Below are 18,379 nucleotides of genomic sequence, written 5' to 3' on the forward strand. Positions count from 1 at the left end.
GGTAGAATGAAAACGAAGCTCAAGATGCAAGCGGCATGTCTTGGCGTGGTTGCCGCCACGGTGATGGCGTCCGGAACGCAGGCCCAGGCGCAGGAAGCCAGCGCGGCCGGATCGACGTTCGGCACGCCGACGCGCGAAGTCAATATCGAGCTGGCCGGGGAAGCGACGTATGACAGCAACATCGCGCGGTCGAATGCGGCCGGCGCGGCGGCGCGCGGGCTTGAGCGCGAGGACGTTCGCTTCTCGCCATCGATCGAGGCCGACCTGACGCTGCCGACCGGCCCGGCCGTCGTCACGCTGGCGGCTACGGTCGCTTATGATTTCCACGCGCGCAACTCACAGCTCGATCGCGAGCGGCTGAACCTTCAGGCGGGTGCCGCCTCGAAGTTCGCGATGTGCGATGTCGGTGTTCAGGGCGGCTATTCGCGGCGGCAGAACGACCTGGGCGACCTGTCGATCATTCCCGGCGATCCCGAGGGTTCGGCCGTGAACGTCCAGGACGTGGCGCGCATCGGCGGGTCGGTGTCGTGCGGGTCGATCATCCGTCCCACGGCCTATATCGATTACCGCACCACCCGGAACAGCGCGGATCAACGCAAGATCTCTGACGTCAACCTGCTGACTTATGGTGGCGGCGTCAGCTATCGCAGCCCGGCGTTCGGCATCCTGACCGCTTTCGTCGGCCGCACCGAGTTCGACTATCCAGATCGTCGCGCATTTGCCGGGGCGCTTCAAGGCTTTGACCTGATGATGTACGGGTTGCGGCTCGACCGCCGTCTTGGCACCCAGCTCCAGTTCAATGGTCAGATCTATTATGTAAACGTCAACGCGGCCAGCGGGTTGGGCGATTCGTTCGATGGCCTGAACTGGGATGCGGCCGCTTCGCTCCGGCTTGGCGCGAACGCACAGTTGACCGTGTCGGCGGCGAAGATCGTCGATGCATCTTCGGCGTTCAACCTGCGCGCGGCGAAAGTCAGCACCTATGGCGCGACCCTGGACTATGTATTCTCGCCGCTGCTGCGCGGATCGCTTTACGCGACGCGGCGTGAGCGCGACTTCGCGACCGATCCCTTGCTGCCTGTGCTCATCCTGCTGAACGACGATCGCACGACCGAAGTCGGCGCGCGGCTGGACTATACGATCGGCAGGCGCATCGGGCTCAATCTGGCGGCGGGCTATCAGGATCGCGACGCCGACGTCGCGGTGTACGACTATAGCGCGTTCCGCGCCACGGTGGGGGTCAGCCTTCGCCTCTGAGGCGGCTCAACGCAACCACGGGGGCATGCCGCGTTTGCCCAGGATGCCATCGCGCCAGCCGGCCATGGCATGCCCCCATTGCCGCCACGCGCCGCGCCGGGCGAAGCGCAGCAACGCCATGATGAAGCTGGCCGGAATGGCGATCGGCAGCCAGGCGGGCGTCGTATCGCGCACGACCAGCAGCTTGTTGCGCTCATCCATATAGACCGGCAGGCGCGGTCGATCGCGCACCGCATTGGCCGACCCCGTCGTGCCGCCCTGGCCGTGACAGATGCGCGCGTCCGGGGCCAGGCCCAGCCGCATGCCGCGCGACAGGCCGCGAAGACACCATTCGACCTCTTCGGCATAGAGGAAATAATCCTCTCGCATCGGGCCGGTCGTCGCCAGAAAATCGCGCCCGATCAGCATCGACGCACCGAGCAGATAGTTCATCGATCGCTCAACCCCGGCAACGTCCGGCGGCGTGTCGATCGAGCTGCCGTAACCGATGGATACCGCGCGCGCGAGCGCCGGTCGCCACTGACCGCCATAGCCCTGAACCATGCCGCCCGGATGATAGAGGGTGCCGCCCACGGCGTGGCAATCCCCGCGATCGAGCCTGCGCACCAATGCGCCCAACGCGGCGCGCTCCACCATCGTATCGGGATTGAGCACCCACCAGCCGCGCGCATCGGGCCGCGCGCGCATGCAGACATTGACCCCGCCGGCATAGCCAAGGTTCGCGCCGGCATTGATCGGGGTGATCGGCTGTCCGCCCGGCATGGTCGGAGGAAGTGCCGCCACCAGGGCATCGAACGCCGCTTCGCCGCCATTTTCGCAGATTACGACCTCGAACTCGGCAAAGTCACTCTGGCCCAGCGCATCGAGGCAGGTGACGATCTGTTCGGGATCGCGAAAGGAAACGATGCAGACGGCGATCGGGGTCATGGTTGGTCGGAACCTTGCGCTGCATGAGTCACGGGTGTCGAAGGACGCGGGCGAGCGCCGATTGCGAAAAGACGTTCGGCGATGTCGATGACCAGCGAACTGGCCTTGAAGCTGATGCCGCTAAGCCAATGCAGCGCGGGCTGAAGATAGAAATAGAGCAGTGCGTGAACGACGATCCCGACCGACAGGATCGATGCATAAAGAAAGGCGCTTTCACGCGGCGGCAATGATTGCGCGGCGATCGGGTAAAGCGTCACCAGCACCCATCCGTGCATCAGGAGCATCGATAGGGAATCGGCGCCGAAATAGGTCCCAACCTTGCCCGGCATCTTGCCCACGGACCAGCTCGATACCCACAACAGGAACAGCATGAACAGCAGCTGTTGAACGACATAGATTGGGAGCGAGCCATATTGGCCGATCATCGGCTGGGCCACGAAGCCGAGGTCGCAGGTGAGGCACGGCGCCTGTGTCAGCACCCCGGGGCGGTTGAGCCAGGCGAGGGCGAGCGTGATCGGCAGCGCGAGCAGGCCGGCCCAGGCCGGAATCCGCCAGCCATTGGGCACGCGCATGCCCAACAGGAAGAACAGCGATGCGGTCGGCCAGTTGCGCCATTCATAGAGGTTGTCGGGCAGGCCGGCCGCGCGGGTTGCGAGCACGGCGGCGATCGCCAGCGCGGCGGCCGGCAGGAAGACGCGCCACGACCGCATGAAGGCGTAGGCGAAGATCCGGGCAAAGGCGAGGACGACCAGAAACCATGAGATGAAATTCTCATAGCCCGTTCCGTACAGGATCGGCTTGGCCATGCGCCGCGCGAACCAGGCGATGCCGAACCACTGTTGGTGGATGGCGATGTCGAGCAGGACGGCGATCACATGGCCCAGCGCGGCGAGCATGATGAGCGTGAGCGACGGCTTCAGCGCGGTCAGCCAGCCCTTGCGGTAGAAAAACGGCGCGCTCATGCCGCTCAGAAAGAAGAAGGCAGAAACGGCCGGCGCGAGCAGCTTGATCTGCACGCCGGCCAGCATCGCGCGATCAGGATCGCTGCCCAGCGACTGGAACACGCCATACAGGGCGTGCACATAGAAGACGCAGATCAGCAGATAACCTCGCGCGATCGCCTGACGCTGGCCATCGGCGGTCATACGCCGGCGCGACCCCATTGGCGGCGAAATTCCATATGCTGGGCGTGGAAGTCGCGCACGCCATAATGCTGCCAGCCCTGCGGCCGATGCCCGTGCGATAGGTGCTCGCCGAACAGTGTCTCAAGCAGTGCGGGGCCGTGGCGTTCGACCAGCGCCGGGCGCAGGTGGCGACCATGCCAGGGTTCGGCGCCGGCCTGTTCCGGCAGCATCCCAAGCTCCGCGCCGTTGAACAGCAGGCGCACGGCCGCCGGTCGCGCCGCCGTGATCGACTGTTCGACATGCTCGATACCCTCGCCCAGGTCGAGAACCAGCGGCACGGCCGGATCGGGACGGGCAATCGAGGCAAGCTTCCACCAGCGGCCGTCCACCCCGGCAACCGCGCCGCGATGGTAGAGATAGCGGTGAAGCTGGGCGAACAGTCGGTCATAGGCCGTATCGAAATGCAGGGTGCGACACAGCGACAGTGCGCCCCGCGCGATCGGGGTCAGGCGCTCAAGGAACGTTGCGCGACGATCGGTCAGGATGAAGCGAGCCAAGCGACGGCGGCGGCGCTCCGCCGAACGCGCGATGTCCAGCGCGCCATGCAGATGCGGATGCTTGAGCAACATGCGCGCGTCCGATCGCCCTTCCTCGAACGCGCGGCGGCATGCGCTGGCGAGGGAAGAGGTAGCATGCTCATGATGCCAGCCGAACGCATCGGGTGCATAGCGGATGGCAACGCCGTGCGCGATCAGGCGGGCACCCAGCTCCAGATCCTCTCGCGCTCTGGCGAATTGGGGATCAAGGCCGCCGACCCGATCCCACAGCGCGCGCGACATCGAGAGGTTGCCGGTCAGCAGATCGCGAAAGCCGAAGCGATGACCGGGGCTGGCCAATGCGGCGAAATGACGGGTCCACCAGCCGCGAATGCGCAAGCGGAAGATGTCCTCGGACGCATGCGGCGCGGGCGGGTAGGGGCCGACCACCGCGCCGCCCGGCTGATCGCGATGTGCGCGCCAATGCGCGGCGACGGCGCCGGGCAGCGGCAGGACATCGTCATCCAGGAACAGCAGCAAGTCGGCGCGTGAGGCGGCGGCCCCGGCGTTGCGGGCATGGGCAGGGCCGTTGCCGGGCAGTTCGATCACCCGGATCGGAAACGTCGCGGGATGCGCGGCAAGCATTGTCGCCGTCCCATCGCGGCACCCATCGGCCACGGCGATCAGTTCGAAAGGCGGCGTATCGGCGCCCTGTCGTTCCAGCGCATCCAGCATCTGGATCATCAGATCGCGACGATTGTGCGTTGGCACGACGATCGTGATTTGCGGGAGCGGATCGAATGCCTCAACCATGGCGCGCGATCCGGCGAGCTTGCAGATAGCGGCCCGGACCGCTCATCGCGCCGCGCGCCTGGGTCGCGGCGACGTTGAAGGGCAGCGGATTGCGGTCGCTGCGGCGGGAGCGCAGCAGTTCGGGAATCTGGCCGCGCAGCCAGCGCGCGAACACCGGCAGCACGCGCATATCGCGTTCGAACAGCAGCGCCTTGGTCCATACCGCGAAGGCGGCGGCCTCGTAACCGAAGATCTGCTGCTGCAATTCGGCCATGCTTCGCCGATGGCGGTGCCAGTTCAGCGCCTGGGGATCATAGACGATGCGATAGCCATTGAGCAGCAGGCGGCGGAAATAGTCAGTGTCACCCCCGGCGAGCGAGCGCGTTCCGGCGTCGAGCGCGGGATCGAACCAGCCGACCTGATCGATCACCGACCGCCGCATCGCCATGTTCACGCCGGCGCCCGCGCGCCAGGCATGGAACGGGTCGCAATTCCCGGCATCGAGCACCGCGCGCTTGAACCCGCGAACGAAGCCGCCGGTCCGCTGAAACGCGATCTGCGCGTCGCTGTCGAGTTCCAACGCCATCGTCAGCCCGGTCACCGCAAGAATGGTCGGGTCCGCGAAGTTGCGCAGCAGCGTTGGCAGCCAGGCGCGGTCGGGCGTCGCATCGTCATCGATAAAGGCGACCACCTCGCCGACCGCCTCCCGCAACGCGGTGTTGCGCGCATTGTTGAGGCCGGGCTTTGGTTCGCGGACGTAGCGAACCTGCGGATACCGCTCGACCAACTGGCGGGTAGCATCGGTGCTGGGGGCGTTGTCGATGACCAGGATCGGGGCCTGATGATCCATCCGCCGCAGCCCGTTCAGGCAGTTCTCAAGATCCTCGGTCCGGTCGCGGGTGCAGATTGCGACCGTAGCGGACGGCAGCGTCGTGGGCGCTTCGATCAATGCGGGGGCGTTCAGCCGGTGCCGCAGCAACGCCTCCCAGAACGCGGAATCGGCATGATCGTAAAGCTGTTCGCGTAACGCGGGGCCGGACGTTGCGACCGGGGCGGGCAGCACCGCCTGGCCCGCCGGCAACCCTGCGATGCGCAACAGCACCACCGCGCCGTCATGGCCCGCCATATCCGGCAGGCGATCCGGCATCGCATCGACATCGATGTCGAGTACGGCGAGCGGCATCAGGCGTTCTCACTTGCAAGGTCGTCGCCGACGGTTTCGCCCCTGTGCCAGGCGTTCGGCGGATTGAGAAACCCCTTGCTCGGCGCTGCCGCTTCGTTCGCCGCGACGATCTGCAGGGGGTAAGCCTCCGCATGATAGTCGTAAACGGTGTGCCAGTCGGGCGCAAACAGGCCCAGGGTCAGGCGATAGGCACCGGGCGCGAGGTCGAGCCGCGCGATTTCGAGCGTCACGGCATTGGGCCCGCCGCCCGGCGTCAGCGTCAGCCCGGCCCGATCGCTGTGCGTTTCGAAGAGTGCCGTGTCGTCCGGCCCATAGATCCCGATGAGCGCGATCGGCGCGACGTCGAGTTCGCGCGGGTCGTAACGGAATGAGACGTTGAGCCCTTGACCGGCCACCAACGTGTCGGTTCCGTTGCCCTCGCTGTCGGTCAGGGTGACCAGTTCGATCGCCATTTCGCCCGACCCAAACCGATTGACCTCGGCCTCGAGCACGGCCTCGACCACCTTGGGCGGCAGCCGCGCGTCGCGCGCTTCGACTTCCGCCACCTTGGCGTCGACCGATGCGGTATAGATCGCCATCGTTTCCGACAGCGGGCCATAGGCGACCAGCTGCCCGTGATCCAGCAGGACGACATCGTCGCACAGCGCCTCGATCTGCGCCTCGTCATGCGACACGAGAAAGATCGTGCAGCCGGTCTCGCGGATTTCGCTCACGCGCTTGAGGCATTTGCGCTGGAACGCCTGATCGCCCACGGCCAGCGCCTCGTCGATCAGCAGCACGTCTGGGGACATGTGCACCGCCACGGCAAAGGCGAGGCGCATGCGCATGCCGGTGCTGTAGGTGCGAACAGGTTGCTCGATGAAGTCGGCCAGTTCGGCAAATTCGACGATATCGTCGAATTTCGCCTTGATCTCGCTGCGCAACATGCCGGAGATGACGCCGAGCAGGAACAGGTTCTCACGGCCCGTCAAGTCCTCGGTCAGACCCGCGCCGATGTCGAGCAGCGCGCCGATCCGGCCGTTGACCTTGATCGATCCCTCGTCAGGCGTGCCGACCCCGCCGATCAGCCGCAACAGCGTCGACTTGCCCGCGCCGTTCAGGCCGATCACGCCCACTGCGCGGCCGCGCGGAATGCTGAAGCTGATGTTGCGCAGTGCCCAGAACGGCTCGCGCTTGGGCGCGCGATAGCCCGACAGGATGCGCCCCTTGAGAGACGTCGGCCGTCCCCGGTCGCGCGCGCGATAGGTCTTGCCAAGACCGCGGACGACGATCGCGCTGGCCATTACAATTCCTCGTCGAACCGGGGGCTGACGCGGGCGAACCACCACAGGCTCGCCGCGAGCGTCACCATGCCGAACGCCAGGATCTTACCCATCGTCACGAGCGAGGGCCATTCGCCATAGACCAGGATCGCGCGATACCCCTCCAGCACCCAGGCCATCGGGTTCCAGGTGTTGAGATAGGACAGGTCGTGCGTCTTCTGGATCGGCCGGTAAAAAACCGGGGTCACATAGAATGCGACTGTCAGTGCCAGCGCGACGAGATGTTCGGTGTCCCGCATGAAGACATGGGCGGCCGACAGGAAATAGACGAGGCCCACGGTCAGCAGCAGTTGCAAAAGGACCATCACCGGCAGCGCCAGCAGCGGCGCCCCGGGCAGGCCGACATCGATCATCGCGCAGATGATGACCAGCGGCAGCGCCAGGACGAAGTGCACGCCATGCCCCAGGACGGTTAGCAAGGGCAGCAGCATGACGGGAAAACCGGGCCGGCGCACCAGTTCCTTGCTGCTCGAAATCGCATTCGTGCCCGCGCCGACCGCGCCGCTGAACCAGCTCCAGATCAGCACACCGGCGAACACGAAGGTCGTGTAATGCTCGATATTCAGCGGCAGGATCAGCCCGAAGACGAGCGAAAACACGGCCAGCTGCATCAGCGGCTTCATCAGCGACCAGCCGATCCCGATGAACGAACGCTGGTAGCGCACCTTCAGATCGCGGGCGATGAGCTCGATGAGCAGATCGCGCCAATGTTGATATCGTAATGCCGCTTGCATGTGGTCGATCCGGCCAGCCCCATAGCCTTGGAAGTTGCATGCCGTCACCCATACCGCAGTGCAACGTATTTCGTAGTTACATCGCTTTGCCGATCAGCCATTAAGGAATTGTGCGTTGATCGCGATCCAAGGCGATCGGGGACAAGGGCGGAGCAGGTTGGGCACATGGCCGTAATTTCGGTAATCATTCCCGCGCACGATGCCGCCCGGACGCTGGACCGGACCCTGGCGAGCGTGCGAGCGCAGTCTTTCGCCGATTGGCAGGCGATCGTCGTGGACGATGGCTCCGCCGACCGTACCCACGCAATCGCCCAGCGCCATGCCGATGCGGACCCGCGCATTCAGGTCATCGGCCAGCAGCAGGCCGGCGTATCGGCGGCGCGCAATGCCGGGCTGGGCGCGGCGCTTGGCCAATGGGTGCTGTTCCTGGATTCGGACGACGCCCTGCGTCCCTATCACATGGCCCGGATGCTCGATGCGGCGGCGGCTGCGCCGGATGCGGGATTGATGCATTGCAGCTGGCAACGGGTGGAGTCGGGGAAAGCCTGGCGTGAGGTCCATCTGGCGCAGGCGATCGACGATCCGATGCGGATGACCGCAAGAACCTGTCCCTTCGCGATCCACGCGGCGCTGACTCGTCGCGATCGGATCGAGGCGGCAGGCCGGTTCGATCCGGCATTGCGCATCGCGGAGGATTGGGACCTGTGGCAACGGCTGGCACGGATCGGCGTCACATTCGCGCCGGTTCCCGACGTCCTGGTCGATGTCTATGTCGAGCCGGGTTCGCTTTCCAGCAACAGCGCGCGGCATCTGTCAGACGGTCTGGCGGTCATGCGGCGCGGCTATGGCGTCGATCCGCGGCTTTCGTCGGATGTAAGCTTTGCAGGCGGCGCCCCGGCACGCGACTTCCCCTCGGCGGCCTGGTATTTCGCGATCTGGATGGCGGCGGCGGCGCTGGGGCGTGGCGACGATCCGGTCGCGCTGATCGACGGGGCGGACCTTCCTGAACCGGGCAGTCTGGATTCAGCCGTACTTGCGGCGTTGATCGAAGACGGGCTGGCGATCGGCGCAGGCCCCGGCAGCGGCCCGTTGCACGCCGCCTGGTCCCGCCTCGCCGGTGGGGTGGGCGCGATCTGCGATCGGATCGCGGCTCGAGCCGAGTCGCCGATCCTGGCCGATCAGATTCGCGTCACGCTGGAGCGCAAGATCGTCGAGGCGGTCCCAGCCGGGCAGGAAGCGCGGGTCGGCACGTTCGCCAGGATCGTCGTCGATCTGTCGACCGTGATGCGGGATCGGCCGCTACCGGACGTCGATCGAGTCCATACGACGCTAGTCGTGGATGGCACGCCCGTTGCCGATACAGGCACTCAGCTCGCCTTTGGGGCGCTGTCGGCCAGCGCGCAGCTCGCGATGGCGCGGCGCGTACCGGACAGCGCGACGCTGCGCGGCGATACGGTCCGCGCGCTGGTTCGTCGTGGCCCCTTCGCATTGGGACTGCCGCCGCTGGCCGGATTGAAGCAATATGCCCGGCTCGTGCGATCGGCGCGAAAGCCGCACGTGCACCGGCATGCCAGCCTGCCGCATGAGGACGTGCGCGACCTTCTCCTTCGCGCCGAGCCCGACGGGGCGGCCGGCATTGCCGCGAACGATCGACTTGCGGCGATCGTCGCGGAGGAGCGGGCACGACTGACGTTGCCGTCGGATGCGGGCGAGGGGGCATCGACCGAGGGCTGGGTCGAGCCGGACTATAGCCGAGAGGATTATTGGGAGGGCATCTTCGCCAAGGCCGATCCCTGGGAATATCGCAACGATTATGAGACGGTAAAGTACGAACAGACGCTGGACCTGGTGCGTGACGTCACGATCGGCACGGCGCTTGAGATCGCCTGCGCGGAGGGGGAGTTCACCCGGCGGCTGGCTGCCGTGGCCGGACAGGTCCTGGCCACCGACATCGCGCCGACGGCGGTGGAGCGCGCTGCCCGTGCCTGTGCCGACCTGCCCAACTGCACGTTTCAGCGGCTGGATCTGCTGACCGAGACGCCGCCTGGGCGCTATGACCTGATCGTCGCCAGTGAAGTGCTTTACTATCTCGAACCCGCCGCGATGCGGGCATTTGTCGAGAAGGTGGAGCGGCACCTCAATCCCGGTGGCATCTTCCTGACCGCGCATGCCAATCTGCTGGTCGACGAGCCCGATCGCACGGGCTTTGGCTGGCCGCATCATTTCGGCGCGAGGGGAATCGGCTCGATCGTCCTCGCGCATGGCGGATTCGCGCTTGAAACCGAACTGTGGACGCCGCTGTACCGCATCATGCGCTTTCGCAAGACCGCGATCGAGACCGCGCCGCCACCCCGGCACATCATCGCCGACGCGGCACGCAACCTGCCGGAGCGAGTCGCCGCTCAGGTCAAATGGCGTGGCGGGCATGAAGCGCCGGTCACCGACGAGTGGCATGACTTCCCGATCCTGATGTACCATCGCATCGCCGATGACGGACCGGCCGCGCTCGCTCAGTGGCGCACGTCGCCCGCTGCGTTCGAGGCACAGCTCCGGCACCTGCGAGATGATGGCTGGAAGGGCGTTTCGTTCGACCGGATGCGGGAAGCGGTGCATCTTGGCTGGTCGTTGCCTGAAAAGTGCGTGATGCTGACGTTCGATGACGCGACGCGCGATTTCATGGATTTCGCGGTGCCGCTGCTGCATCGCTACGGCTTTCCCGCGACCCTGTTCGTGCCCACCGATCATGTCGGTGGCGCTGCTGTGTGGGACTCGGCCTATGGCGATCCCGCGCTGCTGCTCGATTGGGACGAGCTTCGCGCGCTGCAGCACTGCGATATGACGGTGGCCTCGCATGGCGCGACGCACCGACCGCTCACCGTGCTGGATGCCGAGACGGTGGTGCGCGAACTGGCGAGCAGCCGCTTTCGCCTGGAACAGGCGTTGGGCCAGCCCGTCGCCGCCATCGCCTATCCCTATGGCGCGTTCGATCAGCCCGTGCGGGATGCCGCTGGCGCGGTGGGGTATGACTTTGGCTTTACCTGTTTCGACGGCCTGGTCACCGACCACGCCGATCCGCTGGCGCTGTTCAGGCGGGAGGTGAGGGGCGGGATCGATCTTGCCCAGTTCGACGCGCTGTTACACGGGCGCTGAGCGGGCCGGTCAGCCGTTGAACCGCCGACCCATGGCGAGTGGATCGTCCGCCCACTCCGGCAAGGCAGCGGGCGGGGCGGGTTGCGTTCGAAACGGCTCGATCAACGTGCGCGGCGCCTCGATCAACGCCATGCGCGCGGCCAGCAGCGGATGACGTTTCGCGAGCGTCGCCAGCACCTTGAGCAACATGCCCGGCCGCCGGCGATGGATCGCGCGCCGCACGACCCAGCGGGCATAGCGCGCGACGCCGATATCCAGCAGCGCGCGCTTGTCGGCGTGCCGCGCCGCCATTTCATCAACGACCATGAACCAGGATCGCAGCATGCGAGTAAGGTCGCTCGACATGTTGTCGGGCAGCTGGCGATAGCCGATATGGTGGCCGGGCGCGACGGCGAAGCGGTAATGCTCGGCGACCCGGCAATAGAACAGGATGTCCTCGCAGCCCTGCGCGCCGGCGTTGCGCAATGCGGGTTCGAAGCCACCGACCCGCTCGAACGCGTCGCGCCGGACCAGCGCTGCACTGCCGTTGCCGATGAAATTCTCGACGAACAGCGTGTCCAGGACCGTGCCCTCGATCGCCCGGCCGGGTTCGCGGTAGATGACGGTGTCCGCGCTGTCGATCATCACATACCAGCTATAGCACAGGCCGGCGTCCGGCCCGGCGGCGGCCAGCGCCGCGATCTGCCGCTCGGTCTTGTCCGGCGTCCACAAGTCGTCGGCATCGACAAAGGCGAGCCAGTCGGACTGCGCGAGCGAGGCGCCGTGATTGCGTGCCGCCGCCACACCGGCATTGGCCTGACGCATCACGCGAAAGCGCGGATCACCTGTCGCGAAGCGTTCGGCGATCGCGACGGTGTCGTCGGTCGACCCATCGTCGATCACGATGACTTCGAGCGCGCGATGCGTCTGCGCCGCGACGCTGCGCAGCGTGGCTTTGATCCATCGCGCCGCATTATAGGCCGGGATGATGACGCTGACGAGCTTGCCGCCGTCACTCATCGACGGATGCCGGCCGCCAGTGACAGGCCGTCGGTGAACCGCCAGAACCTCAGCCGCGCCAGCGTGGCGAGGCCGCGCGCGCGCTCGCCGCGATCCGCCAGCGCCGGGCTGCGCAGCACGCACGGGGCATGCGCCGCAACCGAGAGCGGCAGTGCCAGCGTGTGCGCGAGCCATTTCAAGCGGCCGCCGCGCTTCTGCAGGGCGAGTTCGAACATCTCGGCGTTCAGCCGCTGCCATTTCTTGCGGAGCGCCGCCCAGTCGGCACGGGGCGGATGCCCAGCCACGGCACGCTCGGCATAGCCAATGCGAAAGCCCGCTGCGCGCGCGCGCAGGCACCAGTCATAATCTTCCGATACCCCGACCTGGAATGGCCCGACGCGATCGAACACGGCGCGGGAGCAGAACAGGTTGGCGGTGACGGTGAAGCCCTTGTCGCGGACATAGCTTTCATTGTCGAACGCGAACACCGTCTCGAACGCCTCCGCGCCGCTGCGCGGGCCGTCATGTTCGGCGATCACCACCATGCGTCCGCCGGCAAAATCGCAGTCGTCGAGCGCTTGGATGCCCTCGGCCAGCCAGTCGCGCTCGGGCACGCAATCGGCGTCGGTAAAGGCGAGCAACGCACCCGATGACGCCGCAACGCCCGCGTTGCGCGCGGGGCCGGCACCCTTGTCGGCCGCGAGGACCAGCCGGGCGCGCCCGGCAATGACCCGCTCCACCGCCTCGCGACCGATCGGGCTCATATTGTCGGCGACGACGATCTCGAAATCCGACGCCGGCATGCTTTGCGCCGTCAGCGCGGCGAGGCAGCGGTCGAGACGCTTCAGATCGTCGTAATGCGGAACGATGACGGAGATGCGCGGCATCAGGCGAGCGTCTTCGGGGCGCCCAGCGCCGCGCGCACGCGCGCTACGGTCGGGTGGAAGACCAGGTCGGGATCGCGCTGCACCAGTTCGCGCAGGCCCGCGAGGTCGAGCGTCCACCATCGGCTGGCTTCCAAGGCGTCCTGCAATTCGGGCGTGAACCGTTGACGCAGCACCTTCGCGGGATTGCCGGCCACGATGGCATAGCGCGGCACATCGCGGGTCACGATCGCGCCCGCGCCGATGATCGCGCCACGGCCGACCCGTCGGCACGACGGCACGATGATCGCGTTGTGGCCAATCCACACATCGTCCTCGATCACTTGCGGATCGTCATAGTGGATATCGGCCGGCACGACGCCAAACTTCCGCTCGTACAATGCGGGATGCGTGGAGATCGCGTCGAAGGGATGATTGATCGGAGCCGAGCGAACCGTCTTCGCGATCGAGCAGTATCGCCCGATCACCAGCGGCCCGGGCATTCGCCACTGATCGAAGCAGCCATAGCTGTACAGGCCGACGTCGATACGGTGCCGATCCCTGAACCATCGGCGCAGGGCCTGATTTTCGAACTGATCGCGTTGCCAGCGCCAGAGCCTGCCGCGTTCGATCAGGCGTTTTGCAAGTCCGATCATCGCGACCCCCGTGAGACGGCAAGCAGCGATCGGGATCGTCCGCCTGCTGCAACTGCGAACGCCTTAAGCCGCAACCGACAAGACGGCAATATTGGGCGCGCGACGAACTTGCCGACCTGCAGGTGGCGGAGCACTCGTCCCAACTTGTCTGAAGAAAGCAGCTGGCATTTGGCCGAGGAGGGGGTGGGTCCGGCTCAGACTGATTCGACTGTGAGTCGGACCCACAGCTTACGCCTAACTCGCCTCCAGCGCCCCGGCCGCGAACGCCCCACCGCGCGCCACGCCGGCACGATCTGTGTCCAGGTTCGCCACACTCGCCACCCCGATCAGCGGTGAACCGCTGGCCGGGCGATAGTCGCCACCGCCGGTGTCGCTGCCCATGCGGCTGCGGTCGTCGGTGAATTTGGGCCAGGCATTGCCCTGATTGATCGCGGCCGAGGGGTTGATCACCGCGCCGATGCCAAAGCCATCCGGCTGGAAGTTGCCATTGTCCAGCCGACGACCATGCACGTTCCCTTCCATGTTGCAGCCGACCACGAACCAGAGGTTGTCGGTCAGCCACGGGCCATAGCCATAAGGTGCGACTGCCCCGGTCAGGCTTGGGTAGTTCGGCACGCCGTTCGCCGCACAGGTGGTATCGTCGAAGAAAGCGTCATGCTTGGTCGGCATCAGTCGAAATAGTTGTTGGCCACCCGGCAATCCCTGTGAACGTTGTGCGAGGTGAGGTCAGGCGGATCGTTGTAGAGCGTGTTGGTGCGCTCGCCGATAAAGGTGTTTCCCTCGATCAGGCCATGCGTCATCCGATCCAGCGAGTTTTCCGCGATGTCCCACATCGGTTCCGTGCTGGCTCCGATCCGCTCCATTACATTGTTGACGACCATCGGCCGCACGATCTGCACCGCGCCGCCAGAACTTAGGCCCGCCCAGCTGATCGCCCCCGCCGTCACGCTGCGCACCAGGTTACCGACCGCGACCCAATCGGCCTGGCTGTTTGCGTCCCCGCCGGCGTTCAATGGCGAAAGGCCCGCCCGGCGCTGCTGCTGACGATCGGCAGCGCCACAATGCCGCGCGGTGTCGAGCAGGAGCGGACCAGCGCGAACTTCTGGTTCGAACCGGACTGGCTCCAGGTAATGGCCCGAGAGGCTCGATCCAATCGCGCTGTTCGTCGCGTAGGTGAAGGCGGTCGAGCTGCTGTTGAGGAACGCAGCGGACGCGCCCTGCCCGGACTTCGCCTCGACCTGCACATTGTTCAGCCAGTAATAGGTGGCGTTCGAGAGGATCACGCCGCCGACGTTCAGCCGGCAATTGTGGATCGCGAGATGACTGGCGCCTGCGTTGAGCGAGGTCGCCGCCGTTTCGAGGATACAGTTGGCGCGCGGGTTGGGATCGTCGGGATCTCCCAGGATGATCGGCCAGCACTCGGTTGCGGTGAGCCCCGTCGTGGGCGCGACAGTGCCCATCGACGTCGTTCCCGGCGGAAGGACGATGAACGCGCCATCCGTCATGCGCGTAAGCGCCGCTTGCCCGTTCGCTGCGGCGGCGCCCCGATTGGCGAGATACAAGGCCTGCACCGCGACCCCCGCATTGACCGGCTTGCTTGTCGCAGCGACGGCCTTTGCCGCAGCCAGCTACCCCTGCACCATTGCCGCGCTGGCGGTAGCGGTGCCGTTCACCGGATCGCAAACCACCCAGGCGGCGGGATAGCGCGTACCCGCCGGGTCATAGGCCATGACCAGCGGCGCGTCGGCGGTGTTGACAAAGCTGCCCGCCGCCGTGGATTGGCCGCTGCCGGAGGTGCGCGACGGCCCCACCCACGGGACCAGCGTCTTGTGGACCGTGATCAGCCCCGCATTCAGGTCCGATGGATCGATGTCCGCGCCCCAGCACCGCACGCTGTCGCTATAGGCGGTCGAGGTGGAAAGGCCCGTCGCCCATACCGTCTTCGTCGTGGTACCGGCGGTCACGTCAAACCGCGCCGCCGCGAGGCCCGACTTGCCCTCCGGATTGATGCTGCCCGCCATCACATCGACACGGAAGCTTCCCGTCACGCGGTGCTTGGGCGGCGTCAGCCAGCGTCCGCCGATTACCGGAGCGGCAGCGAGCGCGGAGTTGTTGGTCACCGCGATGCCGCTCTGCGCTGACGCACCCGTTCGCCACCCTGCCGCAAGCGACAGCGTGCAGGCGTCACCGACATAAACCTTGCGCGACAGACGCAGGCGAACCGTACGGGTGCCGTCGCCATGGTCCGTGTAGTCCAGCACCATATTGTTGGTTCGATCGTGCTGCTGGGAACGATCGGCGTCGTCCGCCACGGTTTCAGACCAATGATCGGACGCGCGCGGGAGGGGGTGGCGACAGCCTGTCCGCCGTGGCGATCGAAGCCGGCACTGACGGTAGTCAACCGGACGCCTGACATCGTCGTCGTCGGCCCATCGAAGCCATAGGCCGACCAGCTTCCCATGCCGAATCCGGACAATCGAAGCGTCAGCACCGTGCCGTCGGGCGATATCGCGGCCGATCGAACCGGACCCGGTGTTGGAGGGGCCACGGCACCGGCGGATGGCCGACCTCGCCCCCTGACCATAGGAAAAGCCGCGCATCATGCGTAACCGCTCACGGGAACGTTGGTGCCGGTCACGCGGACATGCGTCGCGCGAACGTCGATCCGCTCACCATCCTTGACCGGGTGCGCGACATCGATGCTCCCCTCGATCGTGCGCAGCGGATGACGCCATCCGCCCCGGCACGCAGCGCCTTGGTGATGAAGGGGAGAGGATTGGTGTCGTGCGGCGTCACGACGAAACAGCGGCGAGCCGGGAGCCAGCGGCGAGTCGGCACTGTTGATGAATGGGTCACTCATGGGATCATCCTCTCAAACCACGGAATGTGGCCTCGAATGTTCTATCTTTGTTCTTATCGTGTATGAAAGTGTTTTCGCTCACTCGCGAAGTCTGCAATCCAGTGTGAGAAGGGTCTTAACCATGATATGCGATCGAGGGGCGGTCGATCTGGCGTGACCCATTGAAAAGCTGCTCCATGAAATCAAACCGCAATACCGCAACGTCGCCGCTGGACATGATTCGCGGTCAGATCAAATCAGCCATGATCGGCGTGACCGCAGCCAGCGCGCTGCTCAATATCCTACTGCTGGCCGGCTCGATCTATATGATGCTGGTCTATGATCTGGTCATTCCCGGGCGCAGTGAGGCAACGCTGGCTGGTCTGCTGTTCCTGGTCATCGCGGCCTATTCGTTTCAGGCCGTCCTTGAAGTGATTCGCGGTCGTGTGCTCGTCCACATGGCGGGCAGCGTGAACAGCGCGCTTGAGGATCAGGTCCACGGCGCCGTCGTCAACGCGGCCCGACGCTTGCCGGAAGCAGATGCCAATCAGCCGGTGCGCGATCTCGACCAGATCCGCGGTTTCCTTGCCGGGGCAGGGCCAACCGCGTTCGTCGATCTGCCATGGGTGTTGTTCTTCGTCGCGATCCTGTTCCTGCTCCATCCGTGGATCGGCGTCACCGTCCTGGTCGGCGCGGCGGTGCTGGTGGCGCTGACCTTCCTGACCGACCGGATCACGCGGCCTGGGATGGAGCAGCTGCTGGGCCTCGCGCGGACTCGGCAGGAGGTGGTCGATACGAGCCGCCGGCATGCCGAAGCGTTATACGCGATGGGGATGGAACATCGCCTGCGCGACATGTGGCGCAGGGCGAATCACGACTATCTTGCCGTCCACACCCGGATCAGCGCCAGCGGCGCGACCCTGGGCAGCGTCGGCAAAGTGTCGCGGATGTTACTGCAATCGATCGTGCTGAGCGTCGGTGCCGTCCTGGTGATCGAAAACAAGGCGAGCGCCGGCGTCATCTTTGCCAGCTCGATCCTCTCTTCGCGCGCACTGGCGCCGATCGAACTGGTGATTGCCAATTGGCGCGGCTATGTCTCGGCACGCAAAAGCTGGGAGCGCCTGAAACAGGCGTTCGCGCATTTCGAGCAGCCCGCGCCGGTCCAGCCGCTACCCCTGCCACGTTCCGCCATGTCGGCTGAGGTGCTGTCGCTGACGGCGGCCGGCGGTAAAGTGGCGATCGTACAGAATGTATCGCTGCTGATCTTCGCTGGCGAAGCGGTCGCCATCATGGGGCCCAGCGGCTCGGGTAAATCGACGCTGATGCGTGGGCTGGCGGGCATCCTGCCGGCCGCGTCGGGCAGCGTGCGCCTTGACGGGGCGGAACTCGACCAGTGGCCGCGTGACGTTCTGGGACGGAGCATCGGCTATCTGCCGCAGAATGTGGAGCTGCTGCACGGCACGGTGGCCGAGAACATCGCACGCTTTCAGCCCGACGCCGACATGGCTGATGTGATCCATGCCGCCAAACAGGCTGGCGTGCATGACATGATCCAGCATTTCCCTGACGGGTATAACAGCGATGTCGGACCCGATGGCCGGTTCTTCTCGGCGGGGCAGCGACAGCGGATTGCGCTGGCGCGCGCGCTTTTCGGTGATCCCTTTCTGATCCTGTTGGACGAACCCAACTCCAATCTCGACGATATCGGCGAAGCGGCACTGATCGAGGCGATTCGCGCCGCGAAGGCGCGCGGCGCGATCGTCATCGCGGTCGCCCACCGCCCGGCGATACTTCAGGCGATCGACAATATCCTGCTGCTCAATGCCGGTCGCGCCCAAGCCTATGAACGCAAGGACCGGATTCTTCAGGCGGCGCAGGGGCACGCGGTCATCGCGAGCTAGTCCTTGCGGGCATTGTCCCTAACCGGGACGTAACTTTTTCGTCGGCTACGGACCTAAAAGCTTAATAAAGTATTTATGAGCGCGACGGGCCGTGTTACGTGCGGGCTCAGTCGAGTC

Annotated in this window: 16 protein-coding genes; 3 read left to right on the plus strand and 13 right to left on the minus strand. The window is 65.8% G+C overall.

Going from position 1 to position 18,379, the window contains the following annotated elements:
* The first annotated feature begins 6 nt into the window (after positions 1 to 6).
* Entirely contained in the window at positions 7 to 1,257 is a 1,251-nt protein-coding gene (locus tag BFL28_RS17200) for an outer membrane beta-barrel protein (RefSeq protein ID WP_069321738.1), read from the plus strand.
* 6 nt (positions 1,258 to 1,263) lie between these two features.
* Here the strand turns inward: BFL28_RS17200 and BFL28_RS17205 are convergent, their stop codons facing one another.
* Genes BFL28_RS17205 through BFL28_RS17230 form a run of 6 tightly spaced genes read right to left on the minus strand, consistent with a single transcriptional unit; the run spans position 1,264 to position 7,875 of the window.
* The gene (locus BFL28_RS17205) at positions 1,264 to 2,184 is read right to left on the minus strand and encodes a glycosyltransferase family 2 protein (RefSeq protein WP_069321739.1); all 921 of its coding nucleotides are present in this window, start codon (positions 2,182 to 2,184) and stop codon (positions 1,264 to 1,266) included.
* Positions 2,181 to 3,329 (minus strand): acyltransferase family protein, encoded by a 1,149-nt coding sequence (locus BFL28_RS17210; protein ID WP_069321740.1) that lies wholly within the window; start codon positions 3,327 to 3,329, stop codon positions 2,181 to 2,183. The genes BFL28_RS17205 and BFL28_RS17210 overlap by 4 nt, the downstream gene beginning before the upstream one ends.
* Positions 3,326 to 4,657 carry a glycosyltransferase family 2 protein gene (locus tag BFL28_RS17215; protein ID WP_069321741.1) on the minus strand — a complete coding sequence of 444 codons (1,332 nt, stop codon included), beginning with the start codon at positions 4,655 to 4,657 and terminating at the stop codon, positions 3,326 to 3,328. Before BFL28_RS17215 ends, BFL28_RS17210 begins: the two co-directional genes overlap by 4 nt.
* The gene (locus tag BFL28_RS17220) at positions 4,650 to 5,819 is read right to left on the minus strand and encodes a glycosyltransferase family 2 protein (RefSeq protein ID WP_069321742.1); all 1,170 of its coding nucleotides are present in this window, start codon (positions 5,817 to 5,819) and stop codon (positions 4,650 to 4,652) included. Before BFL28_RS17220 ends, BFL28_RS17215 begins: the two co-directional genes overlap by 8 nt.
* The gene (locus tag BFL28_RS17225) at positions 5,819 to 7,102 is read right to left on the minus strand and encodes an ABC transporter ATP-binding protein (RefSeq protein WP_069321743.1); all 1,284 of its coding nucleotides are present in this window, start codon (positions 7,100 to 7,102) and stop codon (positions 5,819 to 5,821) included. Before BFL28_RS17225 ends, BFL28_RS17220 begins: the two co-directional genes overlap by 1 nt.
* Entirely contained in the window at positions 7,102 to 7,875 is a 774-nt protein-coding gene (locus BFL28_RS17230) for an ABC transporter permease (protein ID WP_069321744.1), read from the minus strand. Before BFL28_RS17230 ends, BFL28_RS17225 begins: the two co-directional genes overlap by 1 nt.
* A gap of 165 nt (positions 7,876 to 8,040) precedes the next feature.
* On the opposite strand from BFL28_RS17230, the gene BFL28_RS17235 reads away from it, so the two are divergent.
* A complete protein-coding gene (locus tag BFL28_RS17235) occupies positions 8,041 to 11,025 on the plus strand; it encodes a glycosyltransferase (protein WP_069321745.1) in 2,985 nt (994 codons plus the stop codon).
* A gap of 9 nt (positions 11,026 to 11,034) precedes the next feature.
* Here the strand turns inward: BFL28_RS17235 and BFL28_RS17240 are convergent, their stop codons facing one another.
* From BFL28_RS17240 to BFL28_RS17270, 7 genes are all read right to left on the minus strand, one after another.
* Complete coding sequence (locus tag BFL28_RS17240; RefSeq protein WP_069321746.1) at positions 11,035 to 12,024, minus strand: glycosyltransferase family 2 protein; 990 nt, start codon at positions 12,022 to 12,024, stop codon at positions 11,035 to 11,037.
* On the minus strand, positions 12,021 to 12,890 hold the full coding sequence (locus tag BFL28_RS17245) for a glycosyltransferase family 2 protein (protein ID WP_069321747.1): 870 nt from the start codon (positions 12,888 to 12,890) through the stop codon (positions 12,021 to 12,023). Before BFL28_RS17245 ends, BFL28_RS17240 begins: the two co-directional genes overlap by 4 nt.
* Positions 12,890 to 13,522 carry a CatB-related O-acetyltransferase gene (locus BFL28_RS21890; RefSeq protein WP_119184639.1) on the minus strand — a complete coding sequence of 211 codons (633 nt, stop codon included), beginning with the start codon at positions 13,520 to 13,522 and terminating at the stop codon, positions 12,890 to 12,892. The genes BFL28_RS17245 and BFL28_RS21890 overlap by 1 nt, the downstream gene beginning before the upstream one ends.
* 234 nt (positions 13,523 to 13,756) lie before the next feature.
* Positions 13,757 to 14,191, minus strand: a complete 435-nt coding sequence (locus BFL28_RS17255; protein ID WP_069321748.1) for a hypothetical protein — start codon at positions 14,189 to 14,191, stop codon at positions 13,757 to 13,759.
* On the minus strand, positions 14,191 to 15,093 hold the full coding sequence (locus BFL28_RS17260) for a hypothetical protein (RefSeq protein ID WP_069321749.1): 903 nt from the start codon (positions 15,091 to 15,093) through the stop codon (positions 14,191 to 14,193). The genes BFL28_RS17255 and BFL28_RS17260 overlap by 1 nt, the downstream gene beginning before the upstream one ends.
* Positions 15,094 to 15,150: 57 nt before the next feature.
* Positions 15,151 to 15,783 carry a hypothetical protein gene (locus tag BFL28_RS17265; protein WP_173655791.1) on the minus strand — a complete coding sequence of 211 codons (633 nt, stop codon included), beginning with the start codon at positions 15,781 to 15,783 and terminating at the stop codon, positions 15,151 to 15,153.
* Positions 15,784 to 16,121: 338 nt separating this feature from the next.
* On the minus strand, positions 16,122 to 16,382 hold the full coding sequence (locus BFL28_RS17270; protein WP_069321751.1) for a hypothetical protein: 261 nt from the start codon (positions 16,380 to 16,382) through the stop codon (positions 16,122 to 16,124).
* Between the two features lie 176 nt (positions 16,383 to 16,558).
* On the opposite strand from BFL28_RS17270, the gene BFL28_RS17275 reads away from it, so the two are divergent.
* Entirely contained in the window at positions 16,559 to 18,262 is a 1,704-nt protein-coding gene (locus BFL28_RS17275; protein WP_119184640.1) for a type I secretion system permease/ATPase, read from the plus strand.
* Positions 18,263 to 18,379 lie beyond the last annotated feature (117 nt).

It is taken from the genome of Sphingomonas turrisvirgatae (assembly GCF_001721295.1).
GTDB classification, from domain to species: Bacteria; Pseudomonadota; Alphaproteobacteria; order Sphingomonadales; family Sphingomonadaceae; genus Sphingomonas; species Sphingomonas turrisvirgatae.

Coding starts and splice junctions, on each gene's coding strand:
- BFL28_RS17200 (WP_069321738.1), top strand. CDS start 7: ATGAAAACGAAGCTCAAGATGCAAGCGGCATGTCTTGGCGTGGTTGCC.
- BFL28_RS17205 (WP_069321739.1), bottom strand. CDS start 2,184: ATGACCCCGATCGCCGTCTGCATCGTTTCCTTTCGCGATCCCGAACAG.
- BFL28_RS17210 (WP_069321740.1), bottom strand. CDS start 3,329: ATGACCGCCGATGGCCAGCGTCAGGCGATCGCGCGAGGTTATCTGCTG.
- BFL28_RS17215 (WP_069321741.1), bottom strand. CDS start 4,657: ATGGTTGAGGCATTCGATCCGCTCCCGCAAATCACGATCGTCGTGCCA.
- BFL28_RS17220 (WP_069321742.1), bottom strand. CDS start 5,819: ATGCCGCTCGCCGTACTCGACATCGATGTCGATGCGATGCCGGATCGC.
- BFL28_RS17225 (WP_069321743.1), bottom strand. CDS start 7,102: ATGGCCAGCGCGATCGTCGTCCGCGGTCTTGGCAAGACCTATCGCGCG.
- BFL28_RS17230 (WP_069321744.1), bottom strand. CDS start 7,875: ATGCAAGCGGCATTACGATATCAACATTGGCGCGATCTGCTCATCGAG.
- BFL28_RS17235 (WP_069321745.1), top strand. CDS start 8,041: ATGGCCGTAATTTCGGTAATCATTCCCGCGCACGATGCCGCCCGGACG.
- BFL28_RS17240 (WP_069321746.1), bottom strand. CDS start 12,024: ATGAGTGACGGCGGCAAGCTCGTCAGCGTCATCATCCCGGCCTATAAT.
- BFL28_RS17245 (WP_069321747.1), bottom strand. CDS start 12,890: ATGCCGCGCATCTCCGTCATCGTTCCGCATTACGACGATCTGAAGCGT.
- BFL28_RS21890 (WP_119184639.1), bottom strand. CDS start 13,522: ATGATCGGACTTGCAAAACGCCTGATCGAACGCGGCAGGCTCTGGCGC.
- BFL28_RS17255 (WP_069321748.1), bottom strand. CDS start 14,191: ATGCCGACCAAGCATGACGCTTTCTTCGACGATACCACCTGTGCGGCG.
- BFL28_RS17270 (WP_069321751.1), bottom strand. CDS start 16,382: ATGAGTGACCCATTCATCAACAGTGCCGACTCGCCGCTGGCTCCCGGC.
- BFL28_RS17275 (WP_119184640.1), top strand. CDS start 16,559: ATGAAATCAAACCGCAATACCGCAACGTCGCCGCTGGACATGATTCGC.